Raw genomic sequence first — 15,304 nt, forward strand, 5'->3', positions numbered from 1 at the left:
ATGGATGCATCCGTCCACAAACGCTCTCGGACATCTGGTGAATCGCCGCTATCCCCACTGCGGATCGGGCTGCTGACCGATCGTCGGGACGGATTTGAAAATTGGCAACTTGCCTTGATCGACCGCATTGCTGCGGATGACCGCCTTTTACTCGACGCGGTGGTCCTTTGTCCTTCCAAGCTGGGAGAGATATCCGCATTCTTCCGCTTTGCTGCCGCAATGGAACGAGAGACGCTGGGGCGCCAGCCGAACTACCATCTCAAGAATACAAAAGTGCAGGACCTGCCATTCATTACTTTGGAGGCGCACCTGGCCCAAGACAGCGGAACAGAGTTAGATCTGGTCCTGTCGATATCGCCATTGGCAGACGGCCCCGAAGCGTTTTGCAGTTCGCGCTTCGGCTCGTGGCACCTTTCCTTTCTAGATGCCGCAACCTCGGATGTGGACTGGTTTGGCTACCAGGAAGTGATGGGCGGTATACCTGCGACGGAAGTTCGCCTCGCCGTACGGCGTGATGGCGTCAGCGGGCACGAAACCGTCGCAGTCGCCGGGTTCAACACCAAGTTCAGTGCCGTTAGAAGCGGAGATTTCATCAAGGAACGCGCCGTCACGCTGGTCATGCGGGAACTGCGCAAGATCGCGGAAACGGGAATTCTGCTCACGTCGGAAGCGCCACCTCTGCAAGCCGCACAGCCTCCCCGTGTGGAGGAATGGCTTTCCTACGCCGCTGGCGTTGCACGCAATCTCGTCGGGCGGGGACGCCGGGCGGTGAAGGCTCGCTTCGGGAGGGGGGCGCCACCCTGGGCGCTTTTTGTCGGCGAAGGCTCGCCGAAGAGCTTCGATCCTCGGACGGCGGTGCTGCTGAAGCCGGAAAACGACGAGCTTCGGGCCGATCCCTTCCTGCTCGAACATGAAGGGCATATCTATCTCTTCTACGAAGCCTATACACCGCGGGAGGCCAAGGCACATATCGCGGTTGGTCGCCTGGTCGGGGATCAATTTGAGCAGCTCGGCATGGCGCTGGCAGCAGAGCATCATCTCTCCTACCCCTTCGTTTTCCGTCATGCCGGCGGGATCTTTATGGTTCCGGAGACGCACGAAGCGCGTCGGCTGGAAGTTTGGCGGTGCGTTGAATTCCCTTTGCGTTGGGAACTGCATGCGACGGCTCTCGAAGGCCAGTCCTCAGCAGACTCCACTCTGTTCGCCTTCGACGGAAGGTGGTGGCTCTTCACGAACCTCTCGGAGTTTCATGCTTACGAGGATCATTGCAGCGAATTGCACTTGTTTGAGGTTGACGGGCCGGATTTGAAATGGATGAAGCCGCACCGTCACAATCCGGTCGTCATCGGCAGCACCGAGGCGCGCAACGGTGGTCGTCCCTTCGAACATGATGGCCGGCTCTACCGCCCGTCACAGCGCAACGAACGCGGCATCTACGGCTACGGCCTGAACCTTATGGAGGTCGAGCAGCTCAATCTCGAGACGTACCGCGAGCGGCGCGTGCGCACCATCAAGCCGGATTTCGCTCCGGGGTTGTTGGCGTGCCACCACATGGATGCGACGGGTGGTCGTTATGTTATCGACGCCATGTTTGCAGACCAGTCCAGCCTGCTCCGGTAGCGGATCTCTACGTTCCGCCCCTTGGAATGAATGGCAAGCGCGCCGCAGAATCCGTCGGCTACGTCGAGATTGAGCAGCGTCCAGTCGGTGAGCAGACCAATGTGGGGATCAAGGCGCTTCAGCAAGCGTCGTCCCTTCTCCGCAAGGCAGACGTCGAAGCTGTCCAAGGGAACAGAGAGGCCTGCGCCATGCGCCTTCACAAAAGCTTCCTTGCGGGTCCAGCATCGGTAAAAACCGCCTATTCGTTCACTTTGGGGCAGGGCGGCTAGACTATGACACTCGGCGGAAGAGAAAAAGTGCCTCTCGACGTCGTCCTCGATCGGCCGGATTTCTTCAATATCGACGCCGATAACAGCGTGTGCCGAGACGGCCAGAATCGCCTCCGCCGCGCTATGGCTCAGGTTAAACGAAAGCTTTGCGTCGTTGAGGAGATCAAGTTCGGGCTTGCTCCAGCTGTTGTAGACAAAGCAGATGCTCTTCGCATCAATACCAAGGTAGGCTCCGAGAATTCGGCGCAGGGCCGCCCGCCCAACAATGTATCGCCGACGGTCGACGTCTCTCAGGAAGCGTTCCGCCCGAACCCTCTCGTCATCGCTGAGCACTTGGTATAGGCCAGAACAATCCGCGAGAGGCGCGTCCAGAGACCAGGTCCAGACATCGACCTCAATGGACGCAGCAGGCTGCACGTCGCTTCGCATGCTCGGAAGTTTCTCGATCAATGGCACAAGTGTCGCTCAGCCTCGCCTGAACCCTCACTTTGGCTTCGATTGGCCAAAGCCGCAACCTGCGCGATCGGTCAACATCTCCCTCTTCAGGCTTATCTCCCCTTCGGCATCACATCGATCGAGCTCGACTCCCACTACGGTTGATCGGCACCTGAAGCGAGATGCCATGTCTGACGAGTGCTCCGCTCGAGATGCAGGTATATGTTGTGAGAGCCCGTCAGCATGGAAGACAAGGATGCAGGCCGGCGAGCTTGGCAGCCTCCTAGGCGACGGAGGCATCCCGTTTGACGATCCAGTCATGATCCGGGTGGTTTTGGAAGCGCCATTTGCGAAGTGGGCCAGCCATGACGTTGAGGTAGTACATGTCGTAGCCGTAAGGCGCGGCACAGGGGTGGTGGCCTTTCGGGACCATCACGACATCGTGGTTTGAGACGGTCATCGTCTCGTCCAGTTCCCCGCCTTCGGTGAAGACACGTTGATGGCCATAGCCCTGTTCCGGGTTCAGCCGGTGGTAGTAGGTCTCCTCGAGATAGGTCATCTCCGGAAACCGGTTCTCGTCATGGCGATGCGGTGGATAGGATGACCAGTTGCCGGCGGGCGTGAAGACTTCGGTGACTAGGAGGCTGTCGGCCACGTCCGATTCCTCCATGGCGATCGGGTAGATGTAGCGTGTGTTGGCGCCTTTTCCACGCGTCACGAGATCCGGAACATCGAGCACGCGGGCCTCATGGCCGCCCTTTCCAGGTGCGGTGCAGACGGCAAGCGTGCAGTTCGTCACCGCAACCGCGCTCCACTGGCTATCGTCGGGTACATAAGCGCAGGCGGGCTTCTTGCGCTCGAACACGTTCATCCTGTCGCCGAGCGTACCAAAGCTCCTTCCGCAGGCGGTAATCTCCGCCTTGCCTTCCACGAGCACGAGGATCACCTCGCGATCTCCTGTTTGTTCTTGGACCTGCTCTCCCGCCTTCAGGCGGTAAAGCCCGAAACCGACATAGGACCAGCCCGGAGACTTCGGCGTCCTGGCGCTATCGACAGTGACGTTATGGATCTTGCCGGTTGTGCCCTTCGGCTTGATCAGCAGATCTGGCATCGCTTCATCCTCCCATTGGTGCGGGTGATCCCATCCGGCAGGTCGCCCGGCGCGTCGCTCATGGTCTGTCTGCCACGGTCAGCCCTGCTTCGGCGCATACCGCCAAGATGTGTTCGTAACCCTTCTTCGAGTACTCGTAAGGTGGTGCATTGGCCGGATCCTGTTCGGCTTCCACGATGATCCATCCGTCGTAGGCCATTGCCTTCAGGCGGGCGGCAACATCTTTGAAATCGATGCAGCCGTCGCCGGGCACGGTGAAAGCGCCTGCGACCACCGCGTCCAGGAAGCTCCGGTTGTTTTCGCGGACATCGCGCACGACGTTGGGCCGGATGTCCTTGAAGTGCACATGGTGAATGCGATCGCCCCAGCGGTTCATGGTTGTTCCAATATCGCCGCCCCCGAAGACGAGGTGCCCCGTGTCGAAGCAGAGCGTTACTTCAGGTCCGGAGGACTCCATCAGCCAGTCTATATCCTCCTGGTCCTCGATGAATGCACCCATGTGGTGGTGGTAGGCGAGGGTGACGCCCTGATCCGCCGCCCATTTGGCGATCTCGGTAAGCTTGCGACCATAGGCGTGAACTTCGGGACGCGACAGCTTTGGGCGATTGTTGACCGGGACGCTGATCTGTCCTTGGACGGTATTGAAGCATTCGGCGTAGACAATGCAGGGAGCATGCAGGGCAGCGAATTGCTCGACCTGTTTGGCGATGGAGGCCTGTTCCGCTGCAACATCGGAGATCAGTAGGTTGCCGGAGCACCAGCCCCCGCAAAGCGCAATTTCGAACCGCTCCAAGAAAAGCCTCAACCCCTCCGTGTCCTGCGGCATGCGCCGACCGCGCTCGACGCCAGTATAGCCGATCTCGCGCGCCTCCTTGAGCGCCTGCTCCATTGTGTAGGCGGCGGTGAGATCCGGCAGGTCGTCGTTCTGCCAGGCGATGGGAGAGATGCCGATCTTGACGCTCATGGATGATCCTCTCGCCGCTACGGTGGCGGCAGCTTTTCGTGCAGTGTCGTCCAGCCAAGCCTCAGTTGGCTCGCTGGAGCTTCAGGTTTTTCAGGTAGTTTTCGCGCGCCTTCACCACCGTCTCACGCACGGAGACCTCCGGCACGGCGACGTCCCACCACGTGCCGCCAGCCTCCGTAGAGGGATAGGGGTCGGTGTCGATCACAACGACGAAGGGGCCGCGCGCATCGCGCGCTTCCTTCAGGGCGACCTCCAGCTCTCCGATCTTGCTGACCTTGCGGGTTTCGGCGCCCATGGAGGCAGCATGTGCGGCAAAATCGATACGAGACGGATTGACGTGCTGGGCGTGGTCGAGAAGGTTGTTGAACTCCGCACCACCCGTGCTCATCTGCAGGCGGTTGATGCAACCGAAGCCACGGTTATCGGTGAGCACGAGCGTGATGTTGATGCCCATCATGTCGGCGGTCGCCAGTTCGGAGTTGGCCATCATGTAGGAGCCGTCGCCGATCATGCAGATCACGTCCCGATCCGGCTCCGCCATCTTGATCCCGATTGCACCGGCAACCTCGTAGCCCATGCAGGAGTAGCCGTACTCCATGTGGTAGGACATCGGCCGGCCTGCCTTCCAGAGCTTGTGAAGTTCGCCGGGCATGGTGCCGGCTGCACACATCACCACGGTCTCCGGCCCCGCCGAACGCTGGACCGCTCCGATGACCTGCATGTCGGTCGGCAAGGCGTTTTCCTCGGGATCCGGTGCCTCGGTGACTTTGTCCGCTGCAGCGAACCAGTCCGCCTTGAGCGCAGGATCGGGCGCAGCGAAGCGAGCGTCACCAAGAGCCTCCGTAAGCGCAGAGAGCCCCGCCGTGGCGTCGGCGCAAAGCGGCTCTGCGCCGTGCTTTGCGGCATCGTATGCCTGGACGTTCAGGCTGATCAGCTTGCGCTTCGGATTGCTGAACAAGGCCCAGGAGCCGGTCGTGAAATCCTGGAAGCGCGTACCGACACCGAGGACAACATCGGCCTCGGCGCAGACGGCGTTGGCGCTCGACGCACCTGTGACACCCACGGGGCCGAGGTTGAGCCGATGGTCCCAGGGCAGCGAGGATTTGCCGGCCTGGGTTTCCACCACCGGTATCTGGAACCGCTCGACAAATGCCTTCAGCTCAACATGTGCACCCGCGTAGTGGACGCCCCCGCCGGCGATGACGACCGGCTTCGTTGCAGACCTGAGAATGGCAGCGGCCTGCTCGAGCTCCACCGGGTCCGGCTGTGGACGACGGATGCGCCAAACTTTTTGTTCGAAGAAATCCTGGGGCCAGTCGTAGGCCTCCGCCTGGACATCCTGGCAGAAAGCGAGTGTGACCGGTCCGCAATCTGCGGGATCGGTCATGGTGCGGAAGGCGCGGGGTAGGGCGGTCAGCAACTGTCCCGGCCGGATGATGCGATCGAAGTAACGGCTCACAGGACGGAAGCAGTCATTCGCCGAGACGGTGCCGTCGCCGAAGTCCTCGATCTGCTGCAGCACTGGATCCGGGCCGCGTCCGGCGAAGATGTCTCCCGGCATTAAAAGGATCGGCAGCCGATTGACATGCGCCAGCGCTGCGGCCGTCACCATGTTGGTGGCGCCGGGCCCGATGGAGGAGGTGACCATCATTGCCCGGCGCCGGCCGAGCTGCTTTGCATAGGCGATAGCAGTATGCGCCATGGTCTGTTCGTTGTGTCCGCGCCAGGTCTGGAGGTGCTGGCGCTCGCTGTGAAGCGCCTCTCCAATACCCGCGACGTTTCCGTGACCGAAGATGGCCCAGCAGCCGGCGATGAAAGGTTCTCCATCTTCGTTCAGCTGGTTTGCGATATAGCGGATCGCAGCCTGCGCCGTCGTCAGGCGAATGGTCTTCATGCGACTTCTCCAGCGATCTTACCGGGAGCATCTCGGCTATGGGTTCGCGCCTCGTCCCAGATCATGCACAGGCGTCCGTAACGCTGCTTCATCATCTCGACCGCGTCTCCATCACTGATCTCGCCTTTCATCCAGCCGCGCACAGCATCGCCGAAGATCGTGCGGCCGACGGCGAAGCCCTTCACCAGGTCGAACCGCGCCGCGGCCCGAAAGCTCTCCGCCAGTTCCGTCTCCGGCGCATCGAGGCCGAGGATGACGATGCCGCGCACGTGTGGGTCGTTCGCCTGGATTGCCTGACAGGCGGCCTGCCAGGCGGCGGAAGAGCGCATAGGCTCAAGTTTCCACCAGTCCGGATAGATGCCGATCTCGTAAAAGCGACGGATCAACTCTGCTGACGTTTGATCGTTGACAGGCGCGACCTTGGAAGGAATGACCTCAAGTAAGAACTCCAGGTCGTTTCGCCGAGCGGCGGTGAAAAGACGCAAGAGCGTTTCTTCCTGCGTTGCCCGCAGTTGGTCATTGTCGGCGGGATGGCAGAAGCACAGAACCTTGACCACGTGATCCTTAGGCCAATTGTCCAGCCCGCCGCAGTCCGGCCCCAGGTCCGGCTCCAGCGCAAGCGGTCGCGAGCCCGGCCATTCAGTCGGACGTCCGATCCAAAGGCCCGTGCCTGCCGCAGCATGAAGTGCCTGGCGACCGAGCCGGCCGTCGCAGAGCACGCCGAAGCCGTGGCGACCGCTCGCGACGCTCAGGGCAGCCTGCAGGCAGAGCTGTTTGAACTGGCCAATCCGCTCCAGCGGCGCCCCTGTCTCCTGGGCGATGGCTTCAAGCTGCATCCGGTGATCGAAGGCCAAAATACGCATCTGTGACCATTCGCCCTCACGGTTTGTCGACCAGTGAATTTGCTCGAGTTCTTGATCGTTGCGCAGGTCCGGACGCTTGACGCCACGTGCGAGGAAGAGCTGCAACTCCTCCCAGGACGGATAGGCAGGGGTGCAGCCGTGACGCGAGACGGCAAAGGCGCCGCAGGCATTGGCGTAGGTGAGGGCCGTTTCCCAGGTTTCGCCTTTGAGCCAGCCGCGCAGCAGGCCGGACATGAATCCATCGCCAGCCCCAAGGACGTTGAAGACTTCGATGGGAAAGCCAGGGCCCGAACGCCCCCCATCCAACGTGCCACCAATCTCGGCCACGAAAGCGACGGCACCCATGGGACCGCGCTTGCAGACGAGCGTTGCGGAGGAAACCTTCCTTACGTTGCGCAGCGCCTCGACCGTGTCGGTCGAACCGCCGGCAATGTGGAACTCTTCTTCCGTTCCAACGATGAGGTCGAAGAGATGGAGGGTTGACTGCAGTTTTGCCGTCACCGCCCCGGACTCGATGAAGCGGCTTTCTCCGGCCCCATGTCCTGCCAGTCCCCAGAGGTTCGGGCGATAGTCGATGTCGAGGGCGGTTCTGGCACCATGCTTGCGCGCGAGCTTGAGGGCCTTCAGGACGGCGGCTTCCGTTCGCGGATGAGACAGGTGCGTTCCAGTGGCGCAGATACAGCGGGCGGACGCGATGAAGGCCTCATCGATGTCATCCTCGCACAGGGCCATGTCCGCACAGTTCTCGCGGTAGAAGATCAGGGGAAAGCTGTTTTTGTCGCGGATGCCAAGCAGAACCAGAGCGGTCAGCCGCTCGGGATCCGTCTTGACCCCTGTGACATCTACCCCTTCGACAACCAACTGCTCGCGGATGAAGCGGCCCATGTGCTCGTCGCCCACACGCGTGATTACAGCGGACTTGAGGCCCAGTCGCGCCGAGCCTGCAGCGATGTTGGTAGGGCTGCCGCCGATGTATTTGGAGAAGGACCGCATGTCCTCAAGCCGCCCTCCGACCTGGTCACCATAGAGATCGACCGAAGAACGGCCGATGGTGACCAGGTCGAGAGGTTTGCTGTTGTCCTTCAGCATGACGCAACCTTCTCCGTCAGTTCTCATTGCATGTGCCGCCGCCGCTCGGCGATCGCCACCGGCAGAGCGGAAACGATGGCCATGGACGCAGCGATGGAGCGAAAGCCCGCGTAGTCGTTTTCGGCAATCTCGAGCCAGACCTTCGACAGTGGCGCTATTGGCGACAGCGGCGAGTCGGTCAAGGACACGATGGGCACACCGCGATCATGCAGGCGAACTGCGAGATCCACTGTGTCCGAGGCGTAAGGCGCGAAGGAGCAGATAAAGGCTGCATCGTCAGACTGTGCCATGTCCGCGATTTCTTCGTCGATGCCGTTTGTCGATCCCACCATGATGGCGCGGATGCCAAGCTTGCCGAAGGCATAGGCGAGGTGAGCTGCGAGCGGATAGGAGCGTCGTCGGGCGATCAGGTAAATGGTGCGGGCGCAGGAAAGCACCGTAACCGCCTTGGCGAATTCCGCATCGGTCACCTGGGCCGCAAGCTTGTCCACCGACTTGCGCGCCGCATCGATGAACCCGTGCATAACGGTGCCGTCGAACGTCCCCGGGGGCGCCTTCGCTTCGAGCCGCGTCAGGCGTTCCTCATAGCTCGATGCTCGCGCCATCAACCGCTCTCGGAAGACCTGCTGTAGATCGGAAAAGCCTTCATAGCCGAGATGGTGGGCAAGGCGGACCAGTGTCGATGGTTGCACCTGCGCGGCCTTGGCGATGGAGGCGGTCGTGCCAAGCGCGATGTCGTCCGGGTTCGCTAACACGTAACCCGCGGCCTCTGCCAGACGCTTCGGCAACGTGTCTTGTGCGCCAACGATGCGACTGCGCAGGATCTCGAAACTGTTCTTGCCGTTGCCCATTACATCCTCAAAGCGTGACCACGACGCCCTGCTTCGCCGATCGGAACGCCGCATCGGCAAGCACCAGGGCACGTAAACCGTCCTCTCCGCTGGGGGAGGGGGAGGCCCCGCCCTTGACGACGGAAACCAAGGCGGCAATTTCCGCTGCATAAGCCTCGACGTAACGGGTCATGAAGAAGTCGTGCAACGCGGGGCGGGTGAAGCCCTCGGCGGTAGCGACATCGATCGTCACTGGGCGCTGGTTCTCGACAGCGACGGTGCCTTTCGAGCCATGCACCTCCACCCGCTGATCATAGCCATAGGTGGCACGACGGGAGTTCGAGATAGTGCAGTGCTTGCCGGAGGCCGTGGTCAGAGTGACGGAGGCACTATCGAAGTCGACGCCCTTGATCGCTTTGTCGGTGAGAACGGAAGCTGTCGCATAGACCGTGACCGGTTCCTCGTCCAGAAGGAAGCGCGCCATATCGAAGTCGTGGATCGTCATGTCTCGGAAGATGCCGCCGGAGCTCTTGATGTAGTCCATGGGTGGAGCACCCGGATCGCGCGAAACGATCTGGATCATCTCGACGTCACCGATACGCCCGTCGGTGATCGCTTTCTTGACTGCCGAGAAATGCGGATCGTAGCGACGCTGGAACCCGAGCATCAGCTTCGCGCCGGTTTCCCGCACCACCTTAAGGCAGGCTTCTGCGCGGGTCACGTCGAGGTCGACCGGCTTTTCGCAGAAGATCGCCTTTCCTGCTTGGGCAAATTTCTCGATCAGATCGGCATGGGTGTTGGTGGGCGTGCAGATGATCACAGCATCGACTGTCGGATCGGCCGCTATCTCGTCGATAGTCGATACCCGGCAGCCGTATTGCTCCGAGATTGCCTTGGCGGCATCAGCAACCGCATCGGCGACAAAGGCAAGTTCGGCATCGGGATTGCCGGAGATGGCTCGCGCATGAACCTTGCCGATGCGGCCGGCGCCGAGAAGAGCGAATTTCAACGTCATTTTGTCCTCGTGTTCGGGCGTCCGATCAAACTAAGCCGCCGCATCCTGAAATTCGGCGCCTGTCTTGGCGCCCGTGATGTAGGCCACCACGTCCTGTGGGTCAGTCTCTTCCTTCCTCAGGTCCGCGACGATCCGCCCGCGTCGGAAGACGACGATGCGATCGACGAGATCAAACACCTGACGCATGTTGTGGCTGATGAGGATCAGGGACTCGCCCTGCTGCTTTAGCGTACGGATGATGTTCTCTACTTGCGCCGTTTCCTGAACGCCGAGCGCTGCCGTCGGCTCGTCCATGATCGTCAGCTTGGAATGGAAGGTCGCCGTGCGGGCGATTGCGACGCACTGGCGTTGCCCGCCCGACATGTTGCGGATCGTGTTTTTGAGGTTGGGGATCTTGACCGCCGTCTTCTCCAGCGCCTCCATCGTCCTCTGCCGCATGGCCTTGTAGTCAAGGATGGAGAATGGGCCGAGGCGGAAACGAACGAGTTCCCGGCCGAGAAAGAGGTTGTCCGGCACGTCCAGTTCGTCAGCAAGCGCGAGCGACTGAAAGACCGTTTCTATGCCCACCTCGCGCGCTTCCATGGGATTTTCGAACGTCACGGACGCACCATTAAAGATGATCTGGCCACGCGTCGGCCGCTCGACGCCGGTGATCTGCCTGACGAAGGTCGACTTGCCGGCGCCGTTGTCACCCATGATGGCGACATGTTCGCCCGCGTGGATTTTGAAGTCGGCGCCCTCGAGGGCATGGACGCCGCCGTAGTGCTTTGTCAGGCCAACCGTTTCGAGGATGGTGTTGCTGCTGGTCATGATGTCCTCCTTCATGGACCCCAGGCGGCCCGGCGCTGACGCCACTGGTCCAGTACGACTGCGGCCACGATTATCCCGCCCTTGACCATTTCCTGGTAGTAGGCGTCGAGCCTTAAGAACGTGAAGCCGGAAATGATGACGCCGAAGATGAGCGCTCCAAGCACGGTGCCGATGATCGAGCCGCGACCGCCGGACAGCGACACCCCCCCGATTACGGCCATGGCGATAGCGTCCAGCTCGTACATCACGCCCATCCCCGCCTGAGCCGTTAGGTTTTTCGAGGAAAGGACGATCGCCGCCACGCCGGCGAGCATCCCGGCGATCGTGTAGACGAGGACCTTGTGCCGGCCTACCTTGATACCCGACATGCGGGCGGCATCTTCATTCGACCCAATGGCGTGTGTATGCTTGCCGTATACGGTGTGGCGCAGGACCAGATGGAAGAGGACTGCGAGGGTCACGAAGATGATCACTGGCATGAGCCCGTCGCCGACCGCGCGGTAACCGTCGGTGGGAAAGGAGATCGGCCGTCCGGCGGTCCACCACTTGGCGATGCCGCGGGCGGTTACCATCATTCCCAATGTTGCGATGAAGGGAGGAATGCCAGTGTAGGCAACAAGGGATCCGTTGATTATCCCAGCCAGCAGTCCAAACAGGAGCGCGACAGCGATCGGCACAAGGACCGGGAGATCGGCAGCCCACGGCCCCAGCGCCAGCGTCGGATTTGCATTCCCGTTGACCTCCGCAACCTGGGCGAAGCTCATCGCAATCATCGCGGCCGCGCCCACCACGGAACCGGACGAGAGGTCGATCCCGCCGGAGATGATGACCTGTGTCACGCCTATAGCGATGATACCGACAATCGATACCTGCAGAATGATGATGCGAAGGCGCTGCTCGTTGAAGATCGACGTGCTTCGGTCCGAGGTATCGAACAGAAAGCTCTGGCCCATCATCAGGTGGCCAAGCAGCTCGAATATGCCGATGATGAGGATGAGCGCGAGCAGCACGTTCATCTCGTTTGGCCAGCGGCGATTGGAGCTGTCGAAGGTGAGGTCGCCGACGCCGTGCAGGTTAGAGGTAGCCATTGATCAAACTCCCGAAGTGAGCAGCAACAGCGGTGCCGCCCTTGGTCCCAGGCAAGGGGGTGCCCCCCCTTGCGGTCTTGCTCGGAGTTCAGTTCTTCGCCTTGTAGTCGCCCATGTTGTCGGGAGTGACCAACTGGAACGGGATGTAGACCTTCTGCTCCACGCTTTCGCCCCGGGCAAGCTTCAGAGCTGCATCAACCGCACCCTTGCCCTGACCTGCCGCGTCCTGGAAAACCGTTACGTCGAGATCACCGGCCTCCATTGCGGCAAGTGCGTCCTGAGTTGCGTCCACGCCGCCAACGATGACGTCGTCCATGGAGATGTTGGCGGCCTTCATTGCCTGGATTGCGCCGATCGCCATCTCGTCATTGTTGGAGATCACGGCGTCGAACTTCTCGCCGGTGGACAGCCAGTTGGTCATTAGGTCCTGCGCCTCATCGCGCGACCAGTTTGCGGTCTGCTCGTCGATGATTTGCAGTTCCACCTGGCACTCGCCGGACTTCATTACATCCTTGATATCCTGGGTCCGCATAACGGCTGCCTGATTTGAGAGCTCGCCCATCATGATGTAGATGCGAGCCGGGTTCTTTCCTTTCTCGCTGAGCAAGCGGCACACTTCCTTTGTCTCGAGTGTGCCCGACTCCTGTTCGTTGGACGCAACGAAAGCCTGGTTGTCTGGCAGCATGTCGACGTTGATAGGCTCGCGGTTGACATAGACAAGCGGCACACCTGCGGCTTCGGCCGCCTTAGTCATGGCTTCCGTGGCAGACGTGTCGACGGGGTTGACGATGATCGCGTCCACGCCGGAAGCTACGAAGTTGTTGATCTGGTCGAGCTGCTTCGCCACATCATTTTGCGCATCCTCGATCTGCAGGGTGACCCCATCCTGCGTCTTGGCATAGTCGCTCATGCCATTGCGTAGCACGGTCAGGAAGTTGTCATCGAACAGAGCCATCGAGACGCCGATATTCTCGGCGTGGGCGGCAGTCGACATGAAGGCAGCCGTGATGGCGCCCAGAATGAGCTTTTTCATAATTTCTCCTCCACTTCGGGTGCCGGTTCACCCTCGTTCGCCGGATGCGTCAGTCTCTGACTGGATCAAGCGCCTCACCTCCTCGCGAGAACGTTTAATCCTTTTCTTCTAGAAAATGAAATATCCATTCCGTTATGGGTCGTGTCAACCCGCCACGTTCCGATAAACAAATCCTGGATGGCCGAACGAAGGTAAGCGAAGGACCGGCTGAGCTGTTCTTCCGGATCAGCCGAGGCGTGGACCGTCGGGGAGAAAGCCTCGTAGGAGAAGGCGCCGGTGTAGCCCTGTTCAATCAGCCTCGGATTTGAGCCACATTGCCCAGCCGATCGTCGTCGTCGACAAGAATGCGGTGCTCGTCACACACCTGTTCGACGTCGATCTGCTGCTCCGAAACACCGGACATATGCACGATGCCCGTATACTCTGGAAAGAACTCGCTTTCTCCGGCCAGGTGATGGTGGAACGTGTCGTGCAAGAGCCGGAAATGGCTTTTCGCCGCCGATGGCTTCGATGGCATCCACCGCTTCGCGCTTGTACCTCAACGAGGACGCCGGCCTCAGCCACCATGAGCAGAATGGCGGCGAGTCCTCAGGCTCGCGGCACGCTCGCCCGGTGGACTGGCACCTGATTGCGAGGGATGAGGCTGATGCTTTCCGCTCCGCTCTCTCCGCCTTCGCGACGAGGGTGCGGACCTTGTCTGCCATTTCAGGGGTCCAGTTGTTGAAGCCGTAGACCTCGGAGAGGCCCAGGAGGCGGACGTTCCTTTCGCGGGCATAGCGCCGATTGCAGCGGGATCTTCTCCACGAAGAGGCATTTCGGCTCAGTTTCTTGTCGATGAGATCGTTTCGAAGCTCCACACCAACGCAGTCCAGCTCCGAGGCCAGATCGATGAGTTGGTAACAGGTGAGGCGAGGTGCAGTGATATGGTTCAGCGCGAATGGAATAGACATTCTCATCACTATCCTCCCTGATCGAAATCACGAGTCAGAGAACCTGTCCGAAGTCGAGGTCAACCGACTCGGCAACCTCGATTCATCACCTCCCCGGCGGAAGAGATGCGCGGGTTAGGCAAGCATTGCGGCCTTACGCGACTCAATCGAAGATCAGACGATTGGTTCACGGGAGGAGTTGGTTGATGAAATCCTTGGGCATCGGCTTGATCGGCACCGGTTTCATGGGGAAGGTGCATGCGCTCGCCTACCGTTCGGTCAATGCGGTCTTCGGTGATGTGCCCGATATCAGGCTCGAGGTCTTGTGCGATACTCCTATTGACAAGGCGCAAGCCATGGCGAGGCAGTTCGGCTTCTACCAAGCGACTGCCAATTGGCGTGACCTGCTTAATGATTCTGCCGTCGACATCGTCTGCATCACTACTCCGAACAAGATGCATGCGGAGATGGCCATCGCAGCTCTCGAAAGCGGCAAGCATGTCCATTGCGAGAAGCCCATGGCCCTGACGCTGGAGGAAGCGATGCGCATGGAAGCTGCGGCGAAGGCCTCCGGTCGCAAGACCATCGTCGGCTACAACTATGTCGCCAACCCGATCTACAAGCACGCCCGCAAGCTGGTCCGCGAGGGCGCCATCGGCAGGCCCATCCACTTTCGAGGCTTTGTCGACGAGGACTATCAGGCAGACCCGGAGACAGCTTGGACCTGGCGTGCGATCCGTTCTGAAGCCGGGCTCGGCGCGCTGGGTGATCTCGGATGCCACCTCGTGTCCCTGATGCAGGGGTTGATGGGCCCCGTTGCCACTGTCATTGCGGATGTGGACACGGTGCACAAGACGCGGCCCGTCGAAGGATCGGCCGAACGCAAGTCGGTGGAGAACGAAGATATCGCCAGCGCCCTGATCCGCTTCGAGAGCGGCACCACCGGCGTATTCTCCGCCTCACGCTCAGCCTGGGGCAGGAAGAGTCGCATCGGCTGGGAGGTCCATGGCACAGCCGGTATGATTTGTTTTGAGCAGGAGCGGATGAACGAGCTGCAGGTCTACCAGAACACCGGCGACAAATCTTCGGACGGCTTTTGTACCATCCTAACCGGTCCCTCCCACCCGCCCTACGGCAACTTCTGCCCCGCTCCGGGACATCAACTGGGCTTCAACGACCTTAAGACCATCGAGGCCTGGAACTTCCTCGGGGCCATCGCGGAGGATGGCCATGCCTATCCTGACTTCGAGGCGGCGCTCGAGTTTGAACGGGTCATCCACGCAATCGATCGCTCCGCCGCATCAAAAAGGCTGGCCAATGTCGGCTTTTGCTGCTGAGGCGTTCTGAGGTCGGC

Annotated in this window: 14 protein-coding genes; 3 read left to right on the top strand and 11 right to left on the bottom strand. The window is 60.7% G+C overall.

The window, feature by feature from the left end; all coding sequences use genetic code 11:
- Window positions 1–1,620: a glucosamine inositolphosphorylceramide transferase family protein gene (locus MUU54_RS07195; RefSeq protein WP_247243356.1), complete on the top strand. Its 1,620-nt coding sequence runs from the start codon at window positions 1–3 to the stop codon at window positions 1,618–1,620.
- Here the strand turns inward: MUU54_RS07195 and MUU54_RS07200 are convergent.
- The 11 genes from MUU54_RS07200 to MUU54_RS07250 all read right to left on the bottom strand — a co-directional run bounded on the left by MUU54_RS07200 (window position 1,572) and on the right by MUU54_RS07250 (window position 13,538).
- Window positions 1,572–2,318, bottom strand: a complete 747-nt coding sequence (locus tag MUU54_RS07200; RefSeq protein ID WP_247243357.1) for a 4'-phosphopantetheinyl transferase family protein — start codon at window positions 2,316–2,318, stop codon at window positions 1,572–1,574. The genes MUU54_RS07195 and MUU54_RS07200 overlap by 49 nt on opposite strands.
- Before the next feature lie 289 nt (window positions 2,319–2,607).
- The gene (gene iolB / locus MUU54_RS07205; RefSeq protein WP_247243358.1) at window positions 2,608–3,435 is read right to left on the bottom strand and encodes a 5-deoxy-glucuronate isomerase; all 828 of its coding nucleotides are present in this window, start codon (window positions 3,433–3,435) and stop codon (window positions 2,608–2,610) included.
- A 58-nt stretch (window positions 3,436–3,493) separates the two neighbouring features.
- Window positions 3,494–4,399 (bottom strand): myo-inosose-2 dehydratase, encoded by a 906-nt coding sequence (iolE, locus tag MUU54_RS07210; RefSeq protein WP_247243359.1) that lies wholly within the window; start codon window positions 4,397–4,399, stop codon window positions 3,494–3,496.
- 61 nt (window positions 4,400–4,460) lie between these two features.
- On the bottom strand, window positions 4,461–6,293 hold the full coding sequence (gene iolD / locus MUU54_RS07215) for a 3D-(3,5/4)-trihydroxycyclohexane-1,2-dione acylhydrolase (decyclizing) (protein ID WP_247243360.1): 1,833 nt from the start codon (window positions 6,291–6,293) through the stop codon (window positions 4,461–4,463).
- Complete coding sequence (locus tag MUU54_RS07220) at window positions 6,290–8,245, bottom strand: bifunctional 5-dehydro-2-deoxygluconokinase/5-dehydro-2-deoxyphosphogluconate aldolase (protein WP_247243361.1); 1,956 nt, start codon at window positions 8,243–8,245, stop codon at window positions 6,290–6,292. Before MUU54_RS07220 ends, iolD begins: the two co-directional genes overlap by 4 nt.
- Before the next feature lie 23 nt (window positions 8,246–8,268).
- Window positions 8,269–9,096 carry a MurR/RpiR family transcriptional regulator gene (locus tag MUU54_RS07225; protein WP_247243362.1) on the bottom strand — a complete coding sequence of 276 codons (828 nt, stop codon included), beginning with the start codon at window positions 9,094–9,096 and terminating at the stop codon, window positions 8,269–8,271.
- Window positions 9,097–9,103: 7 nt separating this feature from the next.
- Complete coding sequence (gene iolG / locus MUU54_RS07230) at window positions 9,104–10,090, bottom strand: inositol 2-dehydrogenase (RefSeq protein ID WP_247243363.1); 987 nt, start codon at window positions 10,088–10,090, stop codon at window positions 9,104–9,106.
- A gap of 30 nt (window positions 10,091–10,120) precedes the next feature.
- Window positions 10,121–10,900 carry an ATP-binding cassette domain-containing protein gene (locus MUU54_RS07235; protein WP_247243364.1) on the bottom strand — a complete coding sequence of 260 codons (780 nt, stop codon included), beginning with the start codon at window positions 10,898–10,900 and terminating at the stop codon, window positions 10,121–10,123.
- An 11-nt stretch (window positions 10,901–10,911) separates the two neighbouring features.
- Window positions 10,912–11,988, bottom strand: a complete 1,077-nt coding sequence (locus MUU54_RS07240) for an ABC transporter permease (RefSeq protein WP_247243365.1) — start codon at window positions 11,986–11,988, stop codon at window positions 10,912–10,914.
- An 88-nt stretch (window positions 11,989–12,076) separates the two neighbouring features.
- Window positions 12,077–13,021, bottom strand: coding sequence for a sugar ABC transporter substrate-binding protein (locus tag MUU54_RS07245; RefSeq protein WP_247243366.1), 945 nt, complete (start codon window positions 13,019–13,021; stop codon window positions 12,077–12,079).
- A gap of 292 nt (window positions 13,022–13,313) precedes the next feature.
- Window positions 13,314–13,538, bottom strand: coding sequence for a hydroxypyruvate isomerase family protein (locus MUU54_RS07250; protein ID WP_247243367.1), 225 nt, complete (start codon window positions 13,536–13,538; stop codon window positions 13,314–13,316).
- On the opposite strand from MUU54_RS07250, the gene MUU54_RS07255 reads away from it, so the two are divergent.
- Both MUU54_RS07255 and MUU54_RS07260 read left to right on the top strand, forming a co-directional pair.
- Window positions 13,532–13,753: a hypothetical protein gene (locus tag MUU54_RS07255; RefSeq protein WP_247243368.1), complete on the top strand. Its 222-nt coding sequence runs from the start codon at window positions 13,532–13,534 to the stop codon at window positions 13,751–13,753. The genes MUU54_RS07250 and MUU54_RS07255 overlap by 7 nt on opposite strands.
- A gap of 403 nt (window positions 13,754–14,156) precedes the next feature.
- The gene (locus tag MUU54_RS07260) at window positions 14,157–15,287 is read left to right on the top strand and encodes a Gfo/Idh/MocA family protein (RefSeq protein ID WP_247243369.1); all 1,131 of its coding nucleotides are present in this window, start codon (window positions 14,157–14,159) and stop codon (window positions 15,285–15,287) included.
- Window positions 15,288–15,304: the final 17 nt, after the last annotated feature.

The sequence above is a fragment of the Pseudorhizobium tarimense genome (assembly GCF_022968135.1).
In the GTDB taxonomy this organism is placed as follows: domain Bacteria; phylum Pseudomonadota; class Alphaproteobacteria; order Rhizobiales; family Rhizobiaceae; genus Neorhizobium; species Neorhizobium tarimense.